Below are 23,015 nucleotides of genomic sequence, written 5' to 3' on the forward strand. Positions count from 1 at the left end.
AATGAGTGAGACGCTGCGTTAATGATGAGAAAACGCCGAACCACGATACGAGATTACCAAGCCGAAGCACGGTTGTTTGCCAATCGTGCTCTTGTGGCTTTTTTCGGTATCGTCGCCTTAATGGGCGTACTGGTGACCAACCTATACAACATTCAGGTCAACCAGTATCAAGATTACAAAAACCGCTCGAATGACAACCGCATTAAAGTGGTGCCCATCGCACCCAATCGTGGCTTGATATATGATCGCAACGGCGTGTTATTAGCGGAAAACAGACCGGTTTTTGACTTGGAAATCACGCCGGAAAAAGTCAAAAACATGGATACCACGATTGCTCAGTTGCAAACCCTGTTTGAAATCACGCCAGAACAAATCGAACGTTTCCATCGCGAACGAAAACGCACGCGTCGCTTCAAATCGGTCCCGATTCTCAATCAACTCACAGAAAAACAAGTCGCGGTATTCTCCGTGAACCAATACCGTTTTCCTGGCGTCGAAGTTTCTGGCACGTTGAAGCGCTACTACCCTTATGGCGAAATTCTCACTCATGTGATTGGCTACGTATCACGCATCAACGACCGAGACATGCAACGGTTGAGTGATGAAGGCAAAGAAGCCAATTATCAAGCAACACGTGATATCGGCAAGCTTGGCATTGAGAAATTTTACGAAGACATGCTACACGGAACGGCAGGCTACCAAGAAGTCGAGGTCAACAGCCGTGGTCGGGTCATCCGCACGCTCAAATTTGTTCCGCCAGTGCCTGGCAAAGACATTGTGTTGAACATTGATATCAAACTGCAAACCTATGTTCATCAGCTGCTCGACGGTAGACGAGGCAGTGCGATCGTACTGGATCCAAAAGACAATGGCATTTTGGCCATGGTATCGAGCCCAAGCTACGACCCCAATGCGTTCGTCCACGGCATTTCAGGCAAAGGTTACAGCGATCTTCTCAACGACAAAAACCGCCCGTTAGTGAACCGTTCGACGCTGGGGATTTACCCCCCCGCTTCGACCGTCAAACCCTTTATCGCCGTCTCTGCATTGCAAGAAGGTGTGGTAACACCAAACACGACCAGAAACGATCCAGGCTATTGGCGCATACCTAACTCCGATACACGCCCATTCCGTGACTGGCTGCGTTGGGGTCATGGTCGAGTAAACTTGGTACAATCCATTGAAGAATCGGTCGATACCTTCTTCTATCAAATCGCTTACGACATGGGTATTGATCGTCTTTCTAATTGGATGAGCATGTTTGGTTTTGGCGATTACACGGGCATCGATATCTTTGAAGAAAGCAAAGCCAACATGCCAACTCGCGATTGGAAAATGTCTCGTCATAAGACACCTTGGTACAAAGGTGACACCATTCCTGTTGGTATTGGCCAAGGCTACTGGACAGCAACACCAATGCAACTTGCTAAAGCCACCTCCGTGCTCGTAAACGAAGGAAATGTCACCGCACCACACTTATTACGTGCGACGATTGAGAACGGTGAAGCGTTCGACAGTCGAGTGTTGTCGGATTACGTCACTTATCCGCCGATTCAAAACGTACCAGATAGATATTGGAACTTAGCGAAAGAAGGCATGAGGCTGGTAAACCACGGTAAAAAAGGCACCGCGCGACGCTCATTCACCGGTATGTCTTACATGACCGCAGGTAAATCAGGTACAGCGCAGGTTTTTGGCTTGGCAGAAGACCAAGAATACAACGCCGATGAGCTGGCCGAGCACTTACGCGACCACGCTCTCTTTACTGGCTTTGCGCCATTTGACGATCCTAAAATCATCGTCACCATAGTGTTAGAAAACGCGGGCGGCGGCTCTTCCAATGGTGCCCCTGTCGCAAGACGTATTTTTGATAAAGTGTTACTCGATAAAGACAGTGACGAGGTCAAACACTGATGAAACTCGATCCAGCAACCGGAAAAAATCGTGCTCTGTTTGAGCGATTTCATATCGACCTACCACTTCTTTTGGGCATTTTGGTCCTGATGGGGTTTGGCTTAGTTGTGATGTACAGTGCCAGCGGTCAAAGTTTGGCGATGATGGATCGCCAAGCGATGCGCATGGCACTCTCTATCGTGGTGATGCTCGTGTTAGCGCAAATTTCACCACGCACCTACGAATCATTAGCCCCTTTAATGTTTGTTGGCGGCGTTGTCCTTCTTCTTGGCGTACTCTTTTTCGGTGAAGCGTCAAAAGGGGCACAACGCTGGTTGAATCTTGGCTTCGTCCGCTTTCAGCCCTCAGAACTGCTTAAACTAGCGGTACCATTAATGGTGGCGCGCTTCATTGGTAAACGACCACTGCCCCCTACCTTCCAAACCTTGTGTATCGCATTGGTGATGGTGTTCATTCCAACCATTTTGATCGCCAAACAACCCGACCTCGGCACATCTATTCTGATTGCTGCCTCGGGTATTTTCGTTATCTTCTTAGCGGGGATCAGCTGGCGCATCATTGGTGCGGCAGCGTTGGCGTTAGCCGCATTTGTCCCAATTTTGTGGTTCTTCTTGATGCGCGAATATCAGAAAGTGCGTGTAAGAACCCTTTTTAATCCTGAGTCAGATCCTCTTGGTGCGGGCTATCATATTATTCAGAGTAAAATCGCCATCGGTTCTGGTGGCATATCTGGTAAGGGCTGGCTGCAAGGGACACAGTCTCAACTCGAGTTTCTTCCTGAGCGCCATACCGACTTCATTTTTGCGGTGATTGCCGAAGAATGGGGCATGATTGGCTTCTTACTGCTGCTGTCGCTGTACCTATTCATCATCGGTCGTGGGCTTTACTTGGCGTCTCAAGCACAAACCGCGTTTGGTCGTATGATGGCAGGCAGTATTGTATTGAGCTTTTTCGTTTACATCTTTGTTAACATCGGCATGGTCAGCGGTATCTTGCCCGTTGTGGGTGTACCACTGCCACTCATCAGTTATGGCGGCACTTCCATGGTTACCTTGATGGCGGGCTTCGGTATTCTGATGTCTATCCATACTCACCGTAAAGCATTCTCAAAGGCCAATTAATGAATAAATCCATTGTTATCTTCAGTTTACTTTGCGGCGCATCGCTTTTAGCGGGCTGTAGCTCTAAACCTGAGGGGCGCTATAGCCTAGAATCAGATGTTGCTCCCGACCAACCGATTTCCGTCGAGCATATCGAAGATGCCCACCCGCGTTATGAGCCATACAGCTTAGGTGGAAACAAAGATTACACTTTGCGCGGTCAAGACTACAAAATTGTGCGCGATGTAAAAGGGTTTAAAGAGTCTGGTATTGCCTCTTGGTACGGTAAAAAATTCCAAGGCCATCTCACCTCGAATGGTGAAATCTACGATATGTACTCGATGACAGCGGCGCATAAAACCCTGCCATTGCCCAGTTACGTGAAAGTGACCAATAAAGACAATGGCAAAAGCACCATTGTGCGGGTGAACGATCGTGGTCCTTTCCACGAAGGACGTATTATTGACCTGAGCTACGCCGCCGCTTACAAACTGGATGTACTAAAAACGGGCACCGCCAATGTGGAAATTGAAGTGTTGAACTTTGAACCACCAACCGATGCTAAAGCGCTGGAAAATCATCCCAAATATTTCATTCAAGTATTAAGTTCAAAATCTGCCGAACGAGCGAGAACTTTAGGACAAGATCTTGGTCAAAGCCTGAATGCAGAGTCTTTCTTAGAAAGCACCGACGATACGCATCGTCTCATGTTGGGGCCATTTACTGACTTTACGCTGACGCAACAGATCTTGGATCAGGTTAAGTTGGCGGGTCATGAAAGCGCCTTCATCAGAAAGCGAGCCATAACTCGTTGACAACTGACACGACACTTTCTAGTGTTAGACGCTCTGACTTACAGTGCGAATCTGTTAAGATATGGACAATTAACCAAAAAAATTGAATTACCATGAACAAAACAACAAAAATTGTGAAATCCACTCTCGTTTCTTCCCTTGCACTTTCTGCAACGCTGGCTTACTCAGTTTCTGCTGCTCCAGTTGTGGTGCCTGACGCGCCACAAATCGCAGCGAAAGGTTTTGTTCTAATGGATTACCATTCAGGCAAAGTCCTGGCTGAAAAAGAGATGAATACGAAGCTCTCGCCTGCCAGCCTAACAAAAATGATGACCAGCTACGTGATTGGTCAAGAGCTAGAGCGCGGCAACATCAGCCCAGAAGATGACGTTGTTGTTAGCAAGAATGCATGGGCAAAGAACTTCCCAGACTCTTCAAAAATGTTTATCGAAGTGGGTACCACGGTAAAAGTAAAAGATCTTAACCGAGGGATTATCGTTCAGTCTGGTAACGATGCCTGTGTCGCGATGGCCGAACACATTGCAGGGTCCGAAGATGCGTTTGTTGATCTGATGAACGCTTGGGCAAGTTCTATTGGCATGACCAACACTCATTTTGCCAACGTACATGGTTTGGATAACGCTAACCTATACTCAACGCCGTACGACATGGCACTCCTTGGCCAAGCGTTGATCCGTGATGTGCCGGATGAGTACCGTATCTACTCAGAGCAAAAATTCACCTATAACGGCATTACCCAGTACAACCGTAACGGTCTGTTGTGGGATAAAAGCATGAATGTGGATGGCATCAAAACGGGCCACACCAGTAATGCAGGTTACAGCCTAGTGAGCTCTGCTACTGAAGGTAAGATGCGTCTTATCGCTGTCGTTATGGGCACCAAAGACATGAACGCACGTAAGTCAGAAAGTAAGAAACTTCTGAGTTACGGCTTCCGTTTCTTCGAAACTGTTGCGCCGCACAAAGCTGGTGAAACTTTCGTCGAAGAGAAAATCTGGATGGGTAACAAAGACACCCTAGCATTGGGTGTAAACGAAGACACTTACGTCACGCTACCTCGTGGTCAAGCGAAAAACCTCACCGCCAGTTTTGTACTTGAAAAAGAACTTCAAGCTCCGATTAAGAAAGGCGATGTGGTGGGTAAGCTTTACTACCAAGTCGATGGTGAAGATGTGGCTCAGTACCCACTACTGGCTCTTGAGTCTGTAGATGAAGGCAGCCTATTCAGCCGTCTTTGGGATTATCTAGTACTGCTATTTAAGAGCCTGTTCTAATTTCAAAACAGACTGTTAGCCTAAAGCCGCCAATTTGGCGGCTTTGTTGTACTTGAGTTCACATAAAACAGACGTTACTATTGCGCCCCGCATAACCGAATATCTAACTGGAGTTATCCTCAATGCTCACCATCAACTCTGATGCCAAACTGAAAGATCTTCTTGAGTTCCCTTGTTCATTTACATACAAGGTAATGGGTTACGCAAAACCTGAACTGCCAGAGAAAGTGTTGGAAGTGATTCAGCGCCATGCTCCTGGAGATTACAGCCCTGCAGTAAAACCTAGTGCAAAAGGTAACTATCACTCGGTTTCTATCAACATCACTGCCACCTCTATCGAGCAGGTTGAAACGCTGTACAAAGAGCTCGGCGAAATCGACATTGTACGCATGGTTCTGTAATTTTTTGATAAATTAAATTTTTTTTGAAAGCAGCTTATGGCTGCTTTCTTTATATTTATCAGACAGATAAAAACCTAAGCACGGCCAAATGCGTTAAATAGTTGTGAAACAAATATAGTTCCCAACCGTGAACAGGTTTATAATGCAAAAACTTTACTAAGCGATAACAGGAAATATCATGCAAAACCAATTAGTTGTAAAACGACTTGGCCGTCGAGATTACCTGCCAGTATGGCAAGCAATGCATGAATTTACTGATACACGCAACGAGGAAACACCGGACGAAGTGTGGTTAGTTGAACACAACCCCGTTTTTACCCAAGGCCAAGCGGGTAAAGCAGAGCACCTTCTCAATACCGGGGATATTCCTGTTGTGCAAAGCGATCGTGGCGGGCAAGTGACTTATCATGGACCAGGTCAACTGGTGGCCTATTTCCTCATCAACCTACGTCGCAAAAAATTGGGTGTGCGAGATCTCGTCACGACTATCGAGAACCTCGTAATCAATACGCTTAAAGCATACAATATCGACTCCGCAGCCAGACCGGATGCACCCGGCGTTTACGTCGACGGTAGAAAGATATGTTCGTTAGGTCTGCGCATCCGTAAAGGATGCTCTTTCCACGGGCTCGCACTCAACGTAAATATGGACCTTTCCCCTTTCTTGAGAATTAACCCATGTGGTTATCAAGGCATGGAGATGGTTCAGGTGAGTGAGCTGGGAGGCCCCACGGACATCGCTCTCGTTGAGCAACAATTAGTCAAAGAACTGGTAAATTTGCTTGGTTATGAGCAAGTTGAATTCAGCACAGAAGCAGAAGTAAGAGAAGCATGAGTAAACCAATCCAGATGGAAAAAGGCGTTAAATATCGTGACGCCGACAAAATGGCTCTGATTCCCGTCAAGAACATGCCGACAGAGCAAAAAGAGGTCCTACGCAAGCCTGATTGGATGAAGATCAAGTTGCCTGCAGATAGCCAACGCATTCAAGATATTAAATCCGCTATGCGTAAAAATAATCTGCACTCGGTTTGCGAAGAGGCTTCTTGTCCAAACTTGGCGGAGTGCTTTAACCACGGTACGGCAACCTTTATGATTCTAGGTGCCATTTGTACTCGCCGTTGCCCATTCTGTGATGTTGCCCATGGCCGACCTCTTCCACCGGAAGCAGAAGAACCCACGAAGCTGGCAAAAACCATTGCCGACATGAAACTCAAATACGTGGTGATTACGTCCGTTGACCGCGACGATCTGCGTGACGGTGGAGCAAAACATTTTGCCGATTGTAACCGTGAAATTCGCGCTCAAAGCCCGCATATTCGTATCGAAACATTGGTTCCTGACTTCCGTGGTCGTATGGACGTGGCGCTAGATGCGCTAAAAGATAATCCGCCAGACGTGTTCAACCACAACTTGGAAACGGCACCACGCCTGTACCGTAAGGTACGCCCAGGGGCAAACTACCAATGGTCATTGGATCTTCTGAAGAAATTCAAAGAGCAACATCCTGATGTCCCAACCAAATCGGGACTCATGATGGGTTTAGGTGAAACCAAAGAAGAGATCGTTGAAGTGCTCAAAGATCTTCGTGCTCATGGTGTGACCATGCTGACACTCGGCCAATACCTTGCTCCAAGTCGCCACCATCTCCCGGTAGAGCGTTACGTTCCACCAGCAGAATTTGATGAACTTAAAGAGATTGCTCTGGAACTTGGTTTTACTCATGCCGCTTGTGGTCCATTTGTACGTTCGTCTTATCATGCCGATATGCAGGCGCAAGGCTTAGAAGTTAAATAAGCCAAAGCACTGATTGCCTCGAAAAATAAAAAGCTGGTATTGATAACCAGCTTTTTATTTGTCTTAAATCTTTCTCTATCCAGCCTTCACGACATGAAATGCTTGTCATCTATTGGTCAATTCTATAGGCTTGATGCAAACGCATATCCATCGCATTGCGTATGGCATTCTAAATTTTCAAAAAAGTAGGATTGATTAGATGAACAAATTAGGTTTTATCACCCTATTCGCCTCAGCTCTTTTGGCAGGTTGTGCCCAACAAAACACCGCACAAGATAACTACCGCGAAGCCTCCTTTGAGCTATGCAATACCGAAGTGAAACTTTACTCAGTCAGTAAAGACGGACGCGTCCGCATCGTATGCGCTGATGGTGCGAAGTTTGCGCTAAACAGTGAAGAGACACTGAATGTAATGCGTGATATCAATATCGATTACTGTGATGGCGAAGGCTTAGGTAAGTTTAGCGAAACCAATAGCTACTACTCGTTCCAATGTAAGTCAGGTTCGCTATTAAGCATTTCTAAAGACAAGTAATGGCTGTCGCCACGCCAATGCTCTTGGTTGAATGGTGACTTTTCTTGTTCCTTTTACTGTTTTAACTAAGAAATGTACGAATGAAAAAGGCTTCCATCCGGAAGCCTTTTTGATGTTCAAGTAGCCAAAATCTTATGCGTAAACAGGTAGACGCTTACAGATTTCTAGTACTTTCTGTTTCGTTGCTTCGATAACCGCTTCATTGCCGATGTTGTCTAGTACGTCACACATCCAGTTTGCTAGCTCTTTCGCGTCTTCTTCAGTGAAACCACGGCGAGTGATCGCTGGCGTACCAACACGGATACCCGAAGTCACAAACGGACTACGAGGGTCGTTTGGTACTGAGTTCTTGTTTACCGTGATGTTTGCTGCGCCTAGTGCTGCGTCAGCATCTTTACCTGTAATGTCTTTGTCGATGAGGTCAACAAGAAACAGGTGGTTTTCTGTACCATTAGATACGATTTTGTAACCACGCTCTTGGAACTGAGCCACCATCGCTTTTGCGTTTTTCACTACGCGCGCTTGGTAAGCTTTAAACTCAGGTTCCATCGCTTCTTTGAACGCTACTGCTTTACCCGCGATAACGTGCATTAGAGGACCGCCTTGACCGCCAGGGAAAACGGCCGAGTTCAGTTTCTTGTACATGTCTTCGCCAGCGTTAGACAGGATAAGACCACCACGTGGACCTGCTAGCGTTTTGTGCGTCGTTGTCGTTACTACGTGTGCGTGTGGCACAGGTGTTGGGTATTCACCTGCTGCGATAAGACCCGCAACGTGCGCCATATCGACGAATAGGTAAGCGTCAACTTTGTCTGCGATTTCACGCATGCGCTTCCAATCAACGATTTGAGAGTACGCTGAGAAACCACCGATGATCATCTTAGGTTTGTGCTCAAACGCTAGCGCTTCCATTTCGTCGTAGTTAATTTGGCCAGCTTCATCGATACCGTAAGGGATGACGTTGTAGTGCTTACCAGAGAAGTTTACAGGAGAACCGTGAGTCAGGTGACCACCGTGCGCTAGGCTCATACCTAGAACTGTATCGCCTGGGTTAAGAAGTGCCATGTAAACCGCGCTGTTAGCTTGAGAGCCAGAGTGTGGCTGAACGTTCGCGTACTCACAACCAAACAGTTTGCATGCACGCTCAATCGCTAGAGACTCAGCTTTGTCCACGTACTCGCAACCACCGTAGTAGCGCTTGCCTGGGTAGCCTTCAGCGTACTTATTGGTTAGCTGAGAGCCTTGAGCTTCCATTACACGTGGACTTGTGTAGTTTTCTGAAGCGATCAGCTCGATGTGTTCTTCCTGGCGAAGAGTTTCTTCCTGGATAGCTGCGAATAGCTCCGCATCGTAATCAGCGATATTCATATCACGCTTAAGCATCTGTATCTCCTGACTCAGATTTGACTGAAAGTTGCAAAAAAACTGGTTAATGACCCAACGCAAACGTTTTCGTCACCGTAATGGCGCGCATTCTACATAATTTGATCCAGGTCATAAAGAGAAAATTCATTTTTCTCTATGCAGTTTCTTCATGATGACATGTGAAAGATTTCATCTTGGCTTTGTCCTTAAGCGAAAATGCAATCTAAAGTGTCAATTTTGCGTTTCACACCCTGTAAAACAACAATTACATAGGTTTACCCTAATTTTAGCCCGCTAGCTACCAAAAAGATCAGCTTTTTACTACTATGCACGCCCTCAATCGCAAATGAAATTTAACCACTGATGGAAAAACACTCACGTAGAGAAGACTGGATCGCCATATTAACCGGCACCTTTCTCGTCGCCCAAGGCGTCTTTTTTCTGCAATCAGCCAATCTACTGACAGGCGGGACAACTGGGCTTGCTCTGTTAGTCACTCAGTTTACTCCATTCACTTTTGGAATGTTGTATTTTTTGGCGAACTGCCCTTTCTATTTATTGGCTTGGAAACGCTATGGGCGTCGCTTTGCTTTTAATAGTGCCATTTCTGGTGGTTTAGTCTCAATTTTTGCCGATAACCTATATTTAGTAATCTCTGTTGAGCATATCAATGAAGTTTACTGCGCGATTGCGGGTGGGCTGTTAATGGGCCTAGGAATGCTTATCTTATTTCGTCATCGCTCCAGTTTGGGGGGCTTTAACGTGCTTTGCCTCTACATCCAAGATAAATTTGGTGTTTCAGTGGGGAAATCGCAGATGGCAATTGATGCAACCATCCTATTTGCTTCCTTTTTCTTTGTCAGCCCGACCACGATCGCACTGTCGATTCTCGGCGCTTTTGCGTTGAATTTAGTACTCGCGATGAATCATAAGCCGCATCGATACAAAATCCATTACACCTAACAATGCGCACACTTCGTTTAGGAAAAATGTTATATAATACAGGCAAATATTAACAATACTCTTCCTACATGATGCGAAATATTCTTGAAGAAGCAAAAGAGATTGGCTGTCTGATTAAAATCGGTGGAATGATCTATGATCCGCAGAAAAAGCACTTGCTTTATAACGATGAGCCGATCGATTTAGAGCCGAGAACCATTGAACTACTTGAATTTTTGCTCACTCATGTCGGTGAACCGCTCTCTGCGAATGCGATTATTCAAGAAATCTGGCGTAGCGACTACATTTCTAAAAATGTATTGACCAATAGAATATCGACTTTCCGAGCGCTTCTTCAAAAATATCTAACCAATGAAGATGCAACCAAGATATTGGTGACTTATCCCCGTAAAGGCTATTACCTTTGCGAAAGCCAAGTGAAGTTACTTGTGCACGAACAAGAAGAGCAGCAACCCCAACCTGACGCCTCTCCGACAATTCATCTCGCGTTAAGCGCCAAAATAGCCAAAATGAAGCCCGTACACTACTTGCTCATGCTTCTTTCTATGGCTTTTTTTGTTCTGTCTTATCTGTATATCTCAGAAACGAGCAGCTTGATCGAACAATATCGCAAGCAACAAACCATCCAAATGAGAGAGCTTCTTCTCAATCGAGTTGATGCAACAGGCCCCCAATCGAAACAGCATCGAAGAGTTATTAAAGCTTTGATTCTTGAACAACAAATTGAGTATCCCTATACCGATTTGGTCAATCAAGACATTCCGAGCTACTTCGTAACGACAATCGATGATGGCCCTTACTGGCCTGGAGCAAAGGAGAGCATCGCAAGTGAATACAAACTCAACCTTCGCTTAAAAGATCTCGACATTCCTTTTACGATACATGCAGAAGCCAAGTTGATCTTTTCTGCATCGGATAAAGAGGTTTTCAAAAAAAACTACATCATTAATCTCAATAGCTTGAGCCTTTCTCTATTACCCCTACAGCAAGATATTGCTCGTTTTTTTGCGCTTCCTATTCCGATAGAATACGATTGGCAATTGGATAATTTGTCTGTGTTTACGCAGTATGATCGTGAAATTGCCGATGGTTCATTCATTCCAGATGATGAGTTTAAAGCACTCTATTTTGCTCGACACACTACGTTATTTGAAAGCAATAAAGGGCAGCTAGAGAAAGCCATTAGCCAACTTTATACACGTTTCACACCACTTCCTGACGAACTAGGAATATGGCTGGGCTTAATTAACCTAAAAGTGGGAAGCTTAGAAAATGCGTTTGATTTTCTGCGCACTCCTGTCGGCGGCTCTAGGATTGATAACGCCTTTATTTACCTTCTCGTTTCCGACATTTCTTATAAAAGCGGCCGAGAAGATCTCTTTATGAAAAATTATCTACAATCCATCGTTTCACTATCCCATAGCGTTCCTTCAAAAGCGTTGTTTGAGCGGCTTGCTCAACCAGAGTCCGTTGAAACCTGCTTGTCACCTTGGAATCAATTGGAGAGTGAGTTTTCAAATAAAACTATGACGCATGCTTGGCGCAACATGCTTGAAGCTTATTGTAAAACCATGGCTAAGGTTCTGGAAAAAAAGTAAAACCATGAGCCTCTTAGACTCATGGCTTTACTTATCTAGTGTCTATGATTAAGCACAAGGTAGTACATCGATTCGGTATTCTTCTTCTTGGGAAAGAGGAATCTGATAGCGTACTGAGCACTGTTTAAACTCACTTTGATTCAGTGGTGTAATATAAGCAGTGCCTCTTTCATTTTCTGTTCTATGTACTTTCCATAATGAAGATGAACCTAGAATACCTTTTAGAACAATAGATAGGTTATTTTCGTCAGCATCGGGATAGCCATAAATAAATGCACAACTTTTGCTTCCATCAACCTCGCACCCTTTAAATGGTAAGTTCTGTGCAGGAATGACACCATAACCATCTGCAGTTTGACCATCAATTTTGTTTGAAACATAACGATAGTGCTCTTTCCCCTCTAACATCATCATGCCGTGAGCCATATTAACACCAGATTCTAGAGCACCTCGAACACTATAAAGTCGAGCTTCTCTTGCTTCATTTTGGATATTCATAAACTTTGGCACGGCGGCCACCGACAAAATACCAATAACGACAATGACAACCACCAACTCAATTAAACTATAACCATTGTTATTACGCATTTATTTCTCCTATTTTTTATTGTCACTTTGACTGAAGAGAAATTATCGAACTTTATTAAATAGTTAAAACAACAAAGTAAAACAATTCTAAACAAAACCTGTAACCACCTTAACACCACAGGTTAAGAAGGCCAGAACATAACACTCAAATTTGATTTTAAAATCAAACAACACCCAAGAAAACCACTCTAAAAACAAAAACTTAAACATAAAATTAAGTTTCATTTCCATTTGTTAACTTTCATGATTTGGCTTAGCACTCACACATCAGCAAAAATGAAGACAACATAAACGCATCAATATTTTTACTGGATTAAAATCATGAATAAGAACCTAATCTCACTATCTGTTTTATCGTTATTACTTCTATCTGGTTGCAATGGTTCATCAAATTCATCATCGCCTATCCCAGAAAAGCAAACTCAATCCGAGCTGGACTTTAATAAAGCCAAATTTTCTCCTAAAAATGGACAATGGCTAAGCTATGAAGAAAAAACAGAGCATCTTGGTGAAGAGTCATCCGAGATTTTTTACATTCAGTACATACCAAAAAATTCAGTTGAACTCATTGAGTTATTAAATACTCTCCCTCAAGATGAGGCTGTTCAATTGGAAACTGTGATTAATAACCACGTCAATAATGGGGTAGAAAACTTTTACGTTAGAATCATTAAGAATTCTATGGGAGTTGAAGATACTGATTTCTTATATGACAAAGATGGTCAATTATATCGAATCAACGAAGAGGTGTCGTTGAGCCTGATTAATTTGTTCAATAAACACCCTTCCTTAATCGGTATTTTTGACGGTTTGGAATTTCCAAAATCAGCACAAACATATAAAGATAAAGAGATAAAATTATCATCTTTGAAGCATGAGATTATCGGTCTAAAAATCAGCGATGATGACGCATATCGATTAATCAAACATTATGATATTAATGACACTCAAATGGTGATCAGCCGCTGTTCTTTGAACTGGAAAAGAGCGCCAAAAAGATTAGAAAATGGCAAATTTCTTGAGATGATTAATAATCAACAGATCGAAATTGGCTTAATCGAATATAACTCAACATTAACTCTTGAATGCCTCAATGATGCTCAGCCGTCAAGCACTACGCTCATCGATGACAAAATCACGACGATTTATCATCCTACATTTGGCTATCTACGACACATTGAGATCATCGGTCTAGATCAAACAACGCTAACTTTGCAGGACTTGAAATGGACAACGCAGTAAGAGAAGAGTTGGATGACACCTATGAGGCGGTTAAAGCTCAACTTCAACAATGGCCAATAAACAAACTGGCAATGCTGCTCAACGAGCTGAATGTGTCTATTTCTGAGCCATCTGTTTCTCATCATGTCCATCTCTCGTACGAAGAGCTTGAAATGCTCACACAGCACTAATGAGTTTTACGAAAAAAAGGCTTTGGAACTTCCAAAGCCTTTGAACGTATTAGGGGCGTGCCATTAGCGTTCTTTACAACGAACAACAAACTTAACGTTCAATCAAGAGAATACGAGTCTCGTAAGGTTTGAGTACTTGGTGATGTGAAGCCATGGCACTCGGTCGATTTTGGTAATTAGACAGCAAACATTTCGCTTTACGCATGTCGAGACCCAATGGCAATACACACTCCACCTCTTCCCCGTAGTAGTTATTGATGCACACCAGTTGCTGAGCCGAACTGGTCCGCGCATAGGCAAACACACTCTGATGCTCGGGTAATAAGTCTTGATAATCACCTTGGGTGATCACTGGCACTTCTTTACGTAGTTCAATCAATCGTTTATAGAAATAGAACACAGAATTGAGATCCGCCACAGCCGCTTCCGCGTTGATCTTCGAGTAGTTACTCGCCACCGCTAACCACGGTTCTCCTTGTGTAAATCCTGCGTGTTTTTCATCTGACCATTGCATTGGGGTGCGTGAATTATCACGAGACTTTTGTGCCAAAATCGCCATCATCTCGTCATGGTCAACTCCCTGCTGCTCAACCATGATCTGATACATGTTGGTGCTTTCAACATCACGATACTGTTCAATCTCGGTATACCCTGGGTTGGTCATGCCAATTTCTTCGCCTTGATAAACGTAAGGCGTGCCTTGCATCATATGAACCGAGGCTGCCAACATCTTTGCAGATTCAACCCGATACGCTTGATCGTTCCCCAAACGGCTCACGACACGTGGCTGATCATGGTTACACCAAAAGAGCGCTCCCCAACCTTTGCCATTCAGGCCAGTTTGCCAATGATTAAAGATCTGTTTGAGTTGTAGAAAATCAAATGGTGCCCTGGTCCATTTTTCACCCTTTGGATAATCCACTTTCAGGTGATGAAAATTGAACACCATGGAAAGTTCTTTGCCATCAAGAGAGGAGTACTGCTGACAATGCTCTAAGGTTGTCGACGACATCTCACCTACGGTCACACTGCCATACTTTTGGAAAACAGCTTGACTGATCTCTTGGAGATAGTCGTGTACACGCGGTCCATCGGTATAAAAACGACGCCCGTCGCCAATCTCATCATTGCAAAAATCTTGTTGCTTCGAAATCAGATTGATGACGTCCAGACGAAATCCGTCAACGCCTTTTTCCGCCCAAAAACGAATAACGTTTTTCACTTCCTCACGAACCGTAGGATTTTCCCAATTGAGATCGGCCTGCTCTTTGGCAAAAAGGTGCAGATAATATTGGCCGGTTTGTTCATCCAGCGCCCAAGCGCTGCCGCCAAACTTAGACTGCCAATTATTCGGCTCCTTTCCTTCGACCGGGTCTTTCCAGATGTAGTAATCCCGATATGGACTGTTTTTGTTACCCAATGCCGATTGAAACCAAGCGTGCTCGGTCGAGGTGTGGTTCACCACAATGTCCATGATAAGACGGATTCCGAGCTGATGCGCTTTCTCGAGCAACTCATCAAAATCCGCCATCGTGCCAAACTGAGGGTTAATTTGGTAGTAATCCGAAATGTCGTATCCATTATCGACCATCGGCGATTGGTAAACCGGCGTCAGCCAGATTGCATCAATACCGAGATGCTTCAAGTATTCCAACTTAGAGATGATGCCTTGGATATCTCCCGTCCCCTTTGCCCCACTGTCGCAAAAGCTTTTTGGGTAAATTTGATAGATAGTGGCGGTTTTCCACCAATGGGCATCTGTGTTGCGTGTTGTCATGGTAAAGACTCACTTACCGAAGAGAAACAAAGCGGAGTGGCCATTCGCCACTCCAAATCGATGAAATTATGCGTTTACCGGTTCGAGATCGCCTTTGGCTTCTGCTCGCTTGTAAAACACTAAAGTGAGGGCTGCTGGCAGCACAATGGCGGTTAGCATCGCCAGTGCGTAAACGCCCCAAAATTGTGGTTGAATTGAGAGAATGCCAGGTAGGCCACCCACCCCGATACCATTTGCCATCACACCAGCACTACCACAAATTGCGGCCGCTACAGCGCTACCAATCATCGCGCTTAACATAGGGAACTTGTACTTGAGGTTGATGCCGTACATGGCAGGCTCAGTCACACCTAAATAGGCTGAAATCGCAGCTGGCACAGAGATGTCACGCTCGCCATGTTTTTTACTGATAATAATGATGCCGACAACGGCAGACGCCTGCGCGATATTTGACAATGCAATCAACGGCCAAATTGGCGTACCACCCATCTCTTGCATCAACTGCAAATCCACGGCGTTGGTTGTATGGTGAATACCGGTGATCACTAGTGGTGCGTACAAGAAGCCAAAGATCATCGACCCTAACACTGCAAAATCGCCCGTCATGGCCGCTTTTGCCGCAAATGCCACGCCATCACCCAGCACACGGCCAAACGGACCAATCAAAGAATGGGCAAGAATAACGGATAGGATGATCGAGACAAACGGCACCACCACGAGGTAGAGGTAAGAAGGGACGATGCGCTTTAAGTTGGTTTCAATGAAAGCCAACGCGACACCAGCCAACATAGCTGGGATCACCTGCGCTTGATAGCCGACCTTTTCAATCACAAACAGGCCAAAGTCCCACACTTCTGGGGCTTGTTTACCAATTAAGTAGGCGTTCATGAGCTGCGGTGAAACCAGTGTGACACCGAGCGTAATGCCCAGAATCGGTGTTCCGCCAAGTTTCTTCACGGTAGACCAACAAACCCCTACCGGTAGGAAGAAGAAAATCGCTTCGCCAATCAACCATAAAAAGGAGTGAACCGTTGCCCAAAACTGGCTAATCTCCGTCAATGTCTGGCCATCAAACATCTTGATGTCACCAATTACATTGCGGAAGCCAAGGATTAAACCACCAGTGATGATCGCAGGGAGCAGAGGGACAAAAATTTCAGCAAGATGGGAGATTCCACGCTCAATGATGTTCATGTTTTGACGAGCCGCCAATTTCGCATCGTCTTTGCTCGCTTCCGATTTACCTGAAACCTCGAGCAACACTTTATAGACAGCATCAACTTCCGTGCCAATCACCACTTGAAATTGACCCGCGTTGGTAAAGCATCCTTTAACCATCGGCAATGTTTCGATTTGCTTAACATCGGCGGCCGACGTGTCGTTCAACACAAAGCGAAGGCGTGTCAAACAGTGGCTGACACTGGCGATGTTGTCATTTCCTCCGATAAGCTCGATGAGACGTTCGACGTCCTTGCGCGCTATCTTACTCATAACTCTGTCCACCCTATTCTGATCTACTCAATTATAGTTTTTAGATAATGGGAACATTCCCATTTCTTAATTTAATATTGCCAGCTTTTATAAATAAACAAAATGGGAACAGTCCCATTAATTGAAAGTGATCACAGTCTAGATCGGAAACACAATAAAAATGAAAGGGTTAGCGTTGGATCGGCGCTTGAGTGATGTGTGAGATAGTTTCCTCACCATTCATTTGAGAAATCAGCATCTTAGCGGCCTTTTCTCCCGCTTGCTTGTAACCGGGATCGACACTGAACACCTTTGGAAAAAGAAAAGAGAGCAACTCATTGCCGCCCACGCCTGTGACACAAACGTCTTCACGTCCCAGTTCTTGAAGTCGTTTGATGACGCCCAATGCCAAGGTATCGCTCGCACAGACAATCGCTTGAGTATTGTCCGCTAACACCCCATCAACTAAGTGATAGGCACTCTCATGATTGAGTTTGCCAGTTTGATAACGAGCCTCAACACCGTGTTTTTGGCACCACGACAAGTAGGCATTTAAACGCGACCAGCCCGTGGTTTTATCTTCTTTATTCACACCAATATAAGCGATATGGCTCAGCGATAAATATTGCAAGTGTTCTAACGCCAGCTCAATCACGCGCTGATTATCGTAGTTAATCGAAGACACCTCTTCCGCAGGCGTGGCAATCACCACGGCTCGATCTTGCCAACCGGCTAAGGTTTGTAGATCGATATCGGTAAAGCCAAACACAATAACGCCATCGACATTACGACGACGCAACACTTCTAAGTGCTCGTTGGTCTTCTCGCGATCGAACTGACTCTCCATGATCACCGCATCATACCCTGCTTGATACAGCACATTAAGCATACTACCGACAGCTCGATTTTCTGAGGGTGAGTCAAGACGCGAGATAATCACCCCAACCACCTTCTGACTACCACCACGCATCGATTGAGCAGATTTAGAAGGCACATAACCTGAGTCTTGTATCACCTGTTCTACTTTCGCTCGGGTTTCAGGTTTTACCTTGGGATCATTGGTCAGCACGCGCGAAACGGTCGATTTACCGACCCCAGACAAACGGGCAATATCGAGAATAGTTAGCTTTTTGCTCATAATAGGCCAGGAAAGACGTTCAATAATAAAAAGGCCGCTTAGCGACCTTTTACTTGTTCTTTTACATAGAGTGGCACATCGCGGATGCTATCAAGCACCACCGTTGCCAGTTGCTCACCCTGCGGTGTGACAGGTTTACCAGTGCGTACCAAAATCTTAGTTGCAACCCCTGCCGCTTCGGCAGCCATCATATCTTCGGCTTTGTCACCCACCATCACCGAGCGAGCCATATCGATTTTGAGGAAATCACGCGCTGAGATAAACATCCCAGGTTTGGGTTTGCGACAATCACAATCTTGTTTGTAATCCCCCACACCGTGTTCTGCATGGTGCGGACAGTAATAAATACCGTCAAATTCAACGCCGTTGTCCGCGAAATTCCAATCCATCCATTGGGTCAAAGAAAGGAAGCGATCTTCGCTAAATTTGCCACGGGCAATCCCCGACTGATTGGTGACCAACACCAAAAGATACCCCATATCCTTTAGGGCCTTCGTCGCCTCAAACACACCTTCAATGTATTCAAAGTCGTGCTCGTCATGAACGTAACCATGATCAACGTTAATCACGCCATCACGATCCAAAAAAACAGCTGGTTTTGCCAAAGTATCTGTCTCTGTCACAAAGGAATATAAGCCGAGATTATACCTTAAAAGCGCTACATTGCGAGTTTCCAAGCCGTGAGGTACATCGTCAAAACACCCTCTATATACGAATATCACCTAACTCATAGCAAATCCGTTAGCCCCAAACGAACGTTTAGACGTCTAGACGTAAAAATATCTATTGACTTGAAAACACGAAAGCCATAGCATCATCTGAAAAGTGAGCTGGAGCTCAAAATATTATTCTGTTGTCCCTGCACAGGTTGAGAAATGATTGAAATTAACCAAGTAAATAAAGTGTTCTATCAAGGCAGTAAGGAAATACATGCCTTGAAAGACATTAACTTACACATCGCAGAAGGCACCATTTTTGGTGTGATCGGGTCATCGGGTGCAGGGAAAAGCACGCTGATCCGCTGCGTGAATATGTTAGAAGCACCAAGCAGTGGTTCCATTGTGGTGGATGGCGTTGATTTAACGCAACTGAGTAAAAAGCAACTTAGCGAAACTCGCCGCAATATCGGCATGATTTTCCAGCACTTCAATTTGCTCTCTTCTCGCACTGTGTTTGACAACGTTGCCCTGCCATTGGAGTTAGCCGGAAAAGATAACGAGCAAATCCAAAGCAAAGTAACGGAGCTGCTCAAGTTGGTGGGTTTGGCCGACAAGCATGAAAGCTATCCAGCCAACTTAAGTGGTGGTCAAAAGCAACGCGTGGCGATTGCGCGAGCACTGGCCAGCGATCCAAAAGTACTGCTGTGTGATGAAGCCACCAGCGCGCTGGATCCTGCGACTACTCAATCCATTTTGGAGTTGCTCAAAGAGATCAACCGCAAGCTGAAAATCACCATTTTGTTGATTACTCACGAGATGGATGTCGTGAAAAGCATCTGTCACGAAGTCGCCATCATTGGTGATGGCGAGTTGGTCGAGAAAGGTACGGTGGGAGAAATCTTTGCCCATCCAAAAACTGAGTTAGCTCATAACTTTATTCGCTCAACCTTAGATCTGTCGATCCCTGAAGATTACCAGGCACGCTTGCAAGCAACGCGTGTTGAAGGCAGCTATCCTCTAGTACGTTTGGAATTTACCGGCGCGACAGTTGATGCACCTTTGGTGTCGCAGATTTCTCGTAAATACAACATCGACATCAGCATTCTCAGTTCCGATCTCGACTACGCCGGCGGTGTGAAGTTTGGCATGATGGTCGCAGAGCTGTTTGGTAACGAAGAAGACGATAACGCAGCGATTGAATACCTGCGCGAGCACAACGTAAAAGTGGAGGTTCTGGGTTATGTCCTTTAATGACCTATCTCAATGGCTAAGTTTAAACACTGACCTGCTGCTGGGCGCAACTTGGCAAACGCTTTATATGGTTGCGGTTGCCGGCGTCGTTGGTTTTGCGATTGGTATTCCTTTGGGCGTAATTCTGCACACCACCAAAAAAGGTGGTTTGCTTGAAAACACCAAACTCAACAGCGTACTTGGTGCCATTGTCAATATTGGCCGCTCTGTGCCATTTTTGGTCTTGATGGTGGCGATCATTCCCGTCACCAAACTGTTAGTCGGCACGTTCATCGGCACGACAGCGGCGATTGTTCCGCTCACCATTGGTGCTATCCCATTTGTTGCACGCCTCATTGAAGGAGCACTGTTGGAAGTTCCGACTGGGCTGATTGAAGCCGCGCAGTCGATGGGCGCAACACCACTACAAATCATCACTAAAGTACTGCTTCCTGAAGCATTGCCGACCATTGTTAACTCCGTCACCATTACGTTGGTAACCTTGGTGAGCTACTCTGCCATGGCGGGCACCGTTGGTGGTGGCGGTCTTGGTGACGTGGCGATTCGCTACGGTTTCCACCGCTACGATGTCACTATCATGGCGGTCACTGTGGTGATGTTGATTGTGTTGGTACAAATTATTCAGTCTATCGGTGACGCCATCGTACGCCGCGTAGACCACAGATAAGCATTGAAAGATTCAAAATTATAAGGAGATTTACTATGAAATTTAGCCTCAAAGGTTTACTGACCATTATTGCCGCAGCCTCAACATTGGTATTAGCAGGTTGTGGCGAAAAAGCCGTTGACACGAGCAAAGTAAAAGTTGGCGTTATGGCGGGTGCCGAAGCACAAGTTGCGGAAGTTGCAGCGAAAGTAGCCAAAGAAAAATACGGCCTTTACGTGGAACTGGTCACTTTCACTGACTACGTGACACCAAACGCGGCATTGGATGACGGTTCTATCGATATCAACGCGTTCCAACACAAACCATACCTAGATCGTCAAGTGGAAGACCGTGGCTACAAACTGACCATCGCTGGCAACACTTTTGTTTACCCTATCGCGGGCTACTCAAAACAAGTGAAATCGGTTGAAGAGTTGGCTGACGGCGTGCGTATTGCGGTACCAAACGATCCAACCAACCTTGGCCGTTCTCTGCTGCTTCTTGAGCAACAAGGTTTGATCAAACTACGTCCAGAAGTGGGCCTACTCGCGACCGTTCGTGACATCGTTGAGAATCCAAAGAACATCACCATCGTTGAATTAGACGCAGCGCAACTGCCTCGCTCTCTTGACGATGTGGCGCTATCGGTGATCAACACCACTTACGCGAGTTCTATCAACCTAACTCCAGAAAAAGATGGCGTATTTGTTGAAGACAAAGAATCTCCATACGTGAACCTGATTGTGGCTCGCCAAGACAACGTTCAAAACGAAAATGTACAGAACTTTGTTAAAGCGTACCAAACTGAAGAAGTCTACACGGCAGCAAAAGAAATCTTCAAAGGCGGCGTAGTAAAAGGCTGGTAATTTCGATAGAAAAAGTCGAAGTTCAAAACAAAAAAAGGGTTGGCGTGAAAGCGCCAACCCTTTTTCATATTGAGATTCCATTTGCTATTTCAAATGATCCCAAGAGATGTTTGAGACGATACGGCAGTCATCACATTTGAAATAGAAGATATCGTGCAGCGGCTCATCGAGTAACCATTCCCCACCACATTTGGGGCACTTGCGCGCTTGCTCTTCGGCTAGCGAATGGCCGCCAACACGGTATTGGTAATAGTAGGTCGGCACTTTCGTGATGTATTCAATACGACCACGAATATCCCAGCCTCGCTTGAACAAGACACTGTCCACATCGCACATCTCATGCAGTGCGGCATGCTCGGCACGACACGCCCCGGCCATCTGCAGTTCATCACACGCTTGCCATTCGGTTTGCCACTTAATCACCGCTTTGTGATCGCCATTTAACGTCGGGCCATTGCGATACAAAGGGATCGGTAGCAAAGTTTCACCACTTCTCAGCGGCGAGCAGGTGTGCACATAAGTGGTGTATAACACTTGCCAACTTGGTGTCTCTTCTTCAGCCGCTTCTTCAGAGTTGATGTCTCGCCCCAGCAAGCGCATTTTGGGCGCAAGTAACGCCGCCTCTGAAAGTCGATTGAAACAAACGCGCACATAATCGGAATGATAACGCGGGTGTAAGCTCTCTTTTTCAGGGCAAACCGCGCGAACAAAGAACTCACCATCGCCCATCACGATAGGAAACTCTCGGCCTAACACTTGACCGTTGTAACGCAATGCGTCCATCAAACCATTGATCGCTTTATCGACCGCGCTAATGGTGGTGTTATCGAAACACTCAAACTGCAATTCAACTACGTACATCGGTTACACCATTGGTTGGAGTTTGGTAAGAAACTCGGTGACGTTTTCCGCCAAGACATCTCGCTGAGAAGTGCCCAATCGCTCCAACACAACATTCCCGGTGATATTGCAAATCGACAGCACATCTAACTCAGCATCGGTTGCCGCAATAAACACCGTGGGTTTGAGTTTTAGACGTCGTTGCGTCACTAAATGACCCAAAATGTTTTCCTGCAGGCGAGTAAAATCATCGTCATTCCACACTTGCAAAAGCGTGAGCTCATTGTCATCCCACGTGGCCGCCATATCGGCACTCAATTGGCTGCCATAAAAGGCCTTGATGTCGTCATGCAGTGTTAACTCAATCGCCTTCTCAACATTGGCGAAGTCCGCAGGCGCAGACAAGCTCACTGGGCGCCAGAGCACTTCATCTCCTTTTGACTCCACCACGCAAGGAGAAGGCAAATCCGCCAACTCTTCACTGCTAGGCAATGCGTTGTGCTGTGCTTGCCACGCTGTTTGAAAACGTTGACTAAAGTCAGCAAGTGCCAGTGAAACTGGAGATGACATGAATAACTCCTTCTATACCTTGTGAGCCAACAAGAT

General features: G+C 45.5%; 23 protein-coding genes. 15 read left to right on the plus strand and 8 right to left on the minus strand.

Annotated features, from left to right (window positions below; genetic code table 11):
• Positions 1-21: 21 nt before the first annotated feature.
• The 8 genes from mrdA to AOT11_RS03410 all read left to right on the plus strand — a co-directional run bounded on the left by mrdA (position 22) and on the right by AOT11_RS03410 (position 7,836).
• A complete protein-coding gene (mrdA, locus tag AOT11_RS03375; RefSeq protein ID WP_017420886.1) occupies positions 22-1,914 on the plus strand; it encodes a penicillin-binding protein 2 in 1,893 nt (630 codons plus the stop codon).
• Positions 1,914-3,035 carry a rod shape-determining protein RodA gene (gene rodA, locus AOT11_RS03380; RefSeq protein ID WP_017420885.1) on the plus strand — a complete coding sequence of 374 codons (1,122 nt, stop codon included), beginning with the start codon at positions 1,914-1,916 and terminating at the stop codon, positions 3,033-3,035. The genes mrdA and rodA overlap by 1 nt, the downstream gene beginning before the upstream one ends.
• A complete protein-coding gene (locus tag AOT11_RS03385; protein WP_017420884.1) occupies positions 3,035-3,829 on the plus strand; it encodes a septal ring lytic transglycosylase RlpA family protein in 795 nt (264 codons plus the stop codon). The genes rodA and AOT11_RS03385 overlap by 1 nt, the downstream gene beginning before the upstream one ends.
• Positions 3,830-3,921: 92 nt before the next feature.
• A complete protein-coding gene (locus AOT11_RS03390) occupies positions 3,922-5,103 on the plus strand; it encodes a serine hydrolase (protein WP_017420883.1) in 1,182 nt (393 codons plus the stop codon).
• A 122-nt stretch (positions 5,104-5,225) separates the two neighbouring features.
• Positions 5,226-5,504 (plus strand): DUF493 family protein YbeD, encoded by a 279-nt coding sequence (gene ybeD, locus AOT11_RS03395; RefSeq protein WP_011078390.1) that lies wholly within the window; start codon positions 5,226-5,228, stop codon positions 5,502-5,504.
• Positions 5,505-5,682: 178 nt separating this feature from the next.
• Entirely contained in the window at positions 5,683-6,339 is a 657-nt protein-coding gene (gene lipB, locus AOT11_RS03400) for a lipoyl(octanoyl) transferase LipB (RefSeq protein ID WP_013572280.1), read from the plus strand.
• Complete coding sequence (gene lipA, locus AOT11_RS03405; protein WP_013572281.1) at positions 6,336-7,301, plus strand: lipoyl synthase; 966 nt, start codon at positions 6,336-6,338, stop codon at positions 7,299-7,301. Before lipB ends, lipA begins: the two co-directional genes overlap by 4 nt.
• Before the next feature lie 199 nt (positions 7,302-7,500).
• A complete protein-coding gene (locus AOT11_RS03410) occupies positions 7,501-7,836 on the plus strand; it encodes a hypothetical protein (RefSeq protein ID WP_013572282.1) in 336 nt (111 codons plus the stop codon).
• Positions 7,837-7,968: 132 nt separating this feature from the next.
• Here the strand turns inward: AOT11_RS03410 and glyA are convergent, their stop codons facing one another.
• A complete protein-coding gene (gene glyA / locus AOT11_RS03415; protein ID WP_017420882.1) occupies positions 7,969-9,219 on the minus strand; it encodes a serine hydroxymethyltransferase in 1,251 nt (416 codons plus the stop codon).
• Between the two features lie 345 nt (positions 9,220-9,564).
• Between glyA and AOT11_RS03420 the strand changes: the two genes are divergently transcribed.
• Together AOT11_RS03420 and AOT11_RS03425 are read left to right on the plus strand one after the other, a co-directional pair.
• Positions 9,565-10,164, plus strand: a complete 600-nt coding sequence (locus AOT11_RS03420) for a YitT family protein (RefSeq protein WP_013572284.1) — start codon at positions 9,565-9,567, stop codon at positions 10,162-10,164.
• A gap of 68 nt (positions 10,165-10,232) precedes the next feature.
• Positions 10,233-11,762: a winged helix-turn-helix domain-containing protein gene (locus AOT11_RS03425; RefSeq protein WP_017420881.1), complete on the plus strand. Its 1,530-nt coding sequence runs from the start codon at positions 10,233-10,235 to the stop codon at positions 11,760-11,762.
• 48 nt (positions 11,763-11,810) lie between these two features.
• Here the strand turns inward: AOT11_RS03425 and AOT11_RS03430 are convergent, their stop codons facing one another.
• Positions 11,811-12,350 (minus strand): prepilin-type N-terminal cleavage/methylation domain-containing protein, encoded by a 540-nt coding sequence (locus AOT11_RS03430; protein WP_017420880.1) that lies wholly within the window; start codon positions 12,348-12,350, stop codon positions 11,811-11,813.
• Between the two features lie 321 nt (positions 12,351-12,671).
• On the opposite strand from AOT11_RS03430, the gene AOT11_RS03435 reads away from it, so the two are divergent.
• Entirely contained in the window at positions 12,672-13,592 is a 921-nt protein-coding gene (locus tag AOT11_RS03435; protein ID WP_017420878.1) for a hypothetical protein, read from the plus strand.
• Positions 13,577-13,762, plus strand: a complete 186-nt coding sequence (locus tag AOT11_RS03440; RefSeq protein WP_017420877.1) for a hypothetical protein — start codon at positions 13,577-13,579, stop codon at positions 13,760-13,762. Before AOT11_RS03435 ends, AOT11_RS03440 begins: the two co-directional genes overlap by 16 nt.
• A 91-nt stretch (positions 13,763-13,853) precedes the next feature.
• On the opposite strand, the gene treC is transcribed toward AOT11_RS03440, so the two are convergent.
• From treC to gmhB, 4 genes are all read right to left on the minus strand, one after another.
• The gene (treC, locus tag AOT11_RS03445) at positions 13,854-15,539 is read right to left on the minus strand and encodes an alpha,alpha-phosphotrehalase (RefSeq protein WP_017420876.1); all 1,686 of its coding nucleotides are present in this window, start codon (positions 15,537-15,539) and stop codon (positions 13,854-13,856) included.
• 66 nt (positions 15,540-15,605) lie between these two features.
• Positions 15,606-17,030 carry a PTS trehalose transporter subunit IIBC gene (gene treB / locus AOT11_RS03450; RefSeq protein WP_026050432.1) on the minus strand — a complete coding sequence of 475 codons (1,425 nt, stop codon included), beginning with the start codon at positions 17,028-17,030 and terminating at the stop codon, positions 15,606-15,608.
• Positions 17,031-17,199: 169 nt separating this feature from the next.
• Positions 17,200-18,147: a trehalose operon repressor TreR gene (gene treR, locus AOT11_RS03455; RefSeq protein ID WP_017420874.1), complete on the minus strand. Its 948-nt coding sequence runs from the start codon at positions 18,145-18,147 to the stop codon at positions 17,200-17,202.
• Positions 18,148-18,185: 38 nt separating this feature from the next.
• Complete coding sequence (gene gmhB / locus AOT11_RS03460; RefSeq protein ID WP_324134419.1) at positions 18,186-18,824, minus strand: D-glycero-beta-D-manno-heptose 1,7-bisphosphate 7-phosphatase; 639 nt, start codon at positions 18,822-18,824, stop codon at positions 18,186-18,188.
• 198 nt (positions 18,825-19,022) lie between these two features.
• Here gmhB and metN point away from each other — a divergent pair, with 198 nt between their 5' ends.
• From metN to ilpA, 3 genes are read left to right on the plus strand one after another with little or no spacing between them, the layout of a single operon-like run.
• The gene (gene metN, locus AOT11_RS03465; RefSeq protein ID WP_017420872.1) at positions 19,023-20,057 is read left to right on the plus strand and encodes a methionine ABC transporter ATP-binding protein MetN; all 1,035 of its coding nucleotides are present in this window, start codon (positions 19,023-19,025) and stop codon (positions 20,055-20,057) included.
• Positions 20,047-20,724, plus strand: a complete 678-nt coding sequence (locus AOT11_RS03470; RefSeq protein ID WP_011149698.1) for a methionine ABC transporter permease — start codon at positions 20,047-20,049, stop codon at positions 20,722-20,724. Before metN ends, AOT11_RS03470 begins: the two co-directional genes overlap by 11 nt.
• 35 nt (positions 20,725-20,759) lie before the next feature.
• Positions 20,760-21,569 carry a MetQ/NlpA family lipoprotein adhesin IlpA gene (gene ilpA / locus AOT11_RS03475; RefSeq protein WP_017420871.1) on the plus strand — a complete coding sequence of 270 codons (810 nt, stop codon included), beginning with the start codon at positions 20,760-20,762 and terminating at the stop codon, positions 21,567-21,569.
• Between the two features lie 84 nt (positions 21,570-21,653).
• On the opposite strand, the gene AOT11_RS03480 is transcribed toward ilpA, so the two are convergent.
• Both AOT11_RS03480 and syd read right to left on the minus strand, forming a co-directional pair.
• Positions 21,654-22,430: a Zn-ribbon-containing protein gene (locus AOT11_RS03480; RefSeq protein WP_017420870.1), complete on the minus strand. Its 777-nt coding sequence runs from the start codon at positions 22,428-22,430 to the stop codon at positions 21,654-21,656.
• A gap of 3 nt (positions 22,431-22,433) precedes the next feature.
• Complete coding sequence (gene syd, locus AOT11_RS03485; protein ID WP_017420869.1) at positions 22,434-22,979, minus strand: SecY-interacting protein; 546 nt, start codon at positions 22,977-22,979, stop codon at positions 22,434-22,436.
• Between the last annotated feature and the right edge of the window lie 36 nt (positions 22,980-23,015).

The organism is Vibrio vulnificus NBRC 15645 = ATCC 27562 (genome assembly GCF_002224265.1).
Classification (GTDB): domain Bacteria; phylum Pseudomonadota; class Gammaproteobacteria; order Enterobacterales; family Vibrionaceae; genus Vibrio; species Vibrio vulnificus.

Bases quoted from the DNA above. Each gene is read 5' to 3' on its own strand.
- metN (WP_017420872.1), top strand. From the start codon at position 19,023: ATGATTGAAATTAACCAAGTAAATAAAGTGTTCTATCAAGGCAGTAAG.
- lipB (WP_013572280.1), top strand. From the start codon at position 5,683: ATGCAAAACCAATTAGTTGTAAAACGACTTGGCCGTCGAGATTACCTG.
- treR (WP_017420874.1), bottom strand. From the start codon at position 18,147: ATGAGCAAAAAGCTAACTATTCTCGATATTGCCCGTTTGTCTGGGGTC.
- AOT11_RS03425 (WP_017420881.1), top strand. From the start codon at position 10,233: ATGATGCGAAATATTCTTGAAGAAGCAAAAGAGATTGGCTGTCTGATT.
- AOT11_RS03390 (WP_017420883.1), top strand. From the start codon at position 3,922: ATGAACAAAACAACAAAAATTGTGAAATCCACTCTCGTTTCTTCCCTT.
- glyA (WP_017420882.1), bottom strand. From the start codon at position 9,219: ATGCTTAAGCGTGATATGAATATCGCTGATTACGATGCGGAGCTATTC.
- AOT11_RS03435 (WP_017420878.1), top strand. From the start codon at position 12,672: ATGAATAAGAACCTAATCTCACTATCTGTTTTATCGTTATTACTTCTA.
- mrdA (WP_017420886.1), top strand. From the start codon at position 22: ATGATGAGAAAACGCCGAACCACGATACGAGATTACCAAGCCGAAGCA.
- treC (WP_017420876.1), bottom strand. From the start codon at position 15,539: ATGACAACACGCAACACAGATGCCCATTGGTGGAAAACCGCCACTATC.
- AOT11_RS03440 (WP_017420877.1), top strand. From the start codon at position 13,577: ATGGACAACGCAGTAAGAGAAGAGTTGGATGACACCTATGAGGCGGTT.
- AOT11_RS03480 (WP_017420870.1), bottom strand. From the start codon at position 22,430: ATGTACGTAGTTGAATTGCAGTTTGAGTGTTTCGATAACACCACCATT.
- AOT11_RS03410 (WP_013572282.1), top strand. From the start codon at position 7,501: ATGAACAAATTAGGTTTTATCACCCTATTCGCCTCAGCTCTTTTGGCA.
- ilpA (WP_017420871.1), top strand. From the start codon at position 20,760: ATGAAATTTAGCCTCAAAGGTTTACTGACCATTATTGCCGCAGCCTCA.
- ybeD (WP_011078390.1), top strand. From the start codon at position 5,226: ATGCTCACCATCAACTCTGATGCCAAACTGAAAGATCTTCTTGAGTTC.
- lipA (WP_013572281.1), top strand. From the start codon at position 6,336: ATGAGTAAACCAATCCAGATGGAAAAAGGCGTTAAATATCGTGACGCC.
- rodA (WP_017420885.1), top strand. From the start codon at position 1,914: ATGAAACTCGATCCAGCAACCGGAAAAAATCGTGCTCTGTTTGAGCGA.
- AOT11_RS03385 (WP_017420884.1), top strand. From the start codon at position 3,035: ATGAATAAATCCATTGTTATCTTCAGTTTACTTTGCGGCGCATCGCTT.
- AOT11_RS03420 (WP_013572284.1), top strand. From the start codon at position 9,565: ATGGAAAAACACTCACGTAGAGAAGACTGGATCGCCATATTAACCGGC.
- AOT11_RS03430 (WP_017420880.1), bottom strand. From the start codon at position 12,350: ATGCGTAATAACAATGGTTATAGTTTAATTGAGTTGGTGGTTGTCATT.
- treB (WP_026050432.1), bottom strand. From the start codon at position 17,030: ATGAGTAAGATAGCGCGCAAGGACGTCGAACGTCTCATCGAGCTTATC.
- syd (WP_017420869.1), bottom strand. From the start codon at position 22,979: ATGTCATCTCCAGTTTCACTGGCACTTGCTGACTTTAGTCAACGTTTT.
- AOT11_RS03470 (WP_011149698.1), top strand. From the start codon at position 20,047: ATGTCCTTTAATGACCTATCTCAATGGCTAAGTTTAAACACTGACCTG.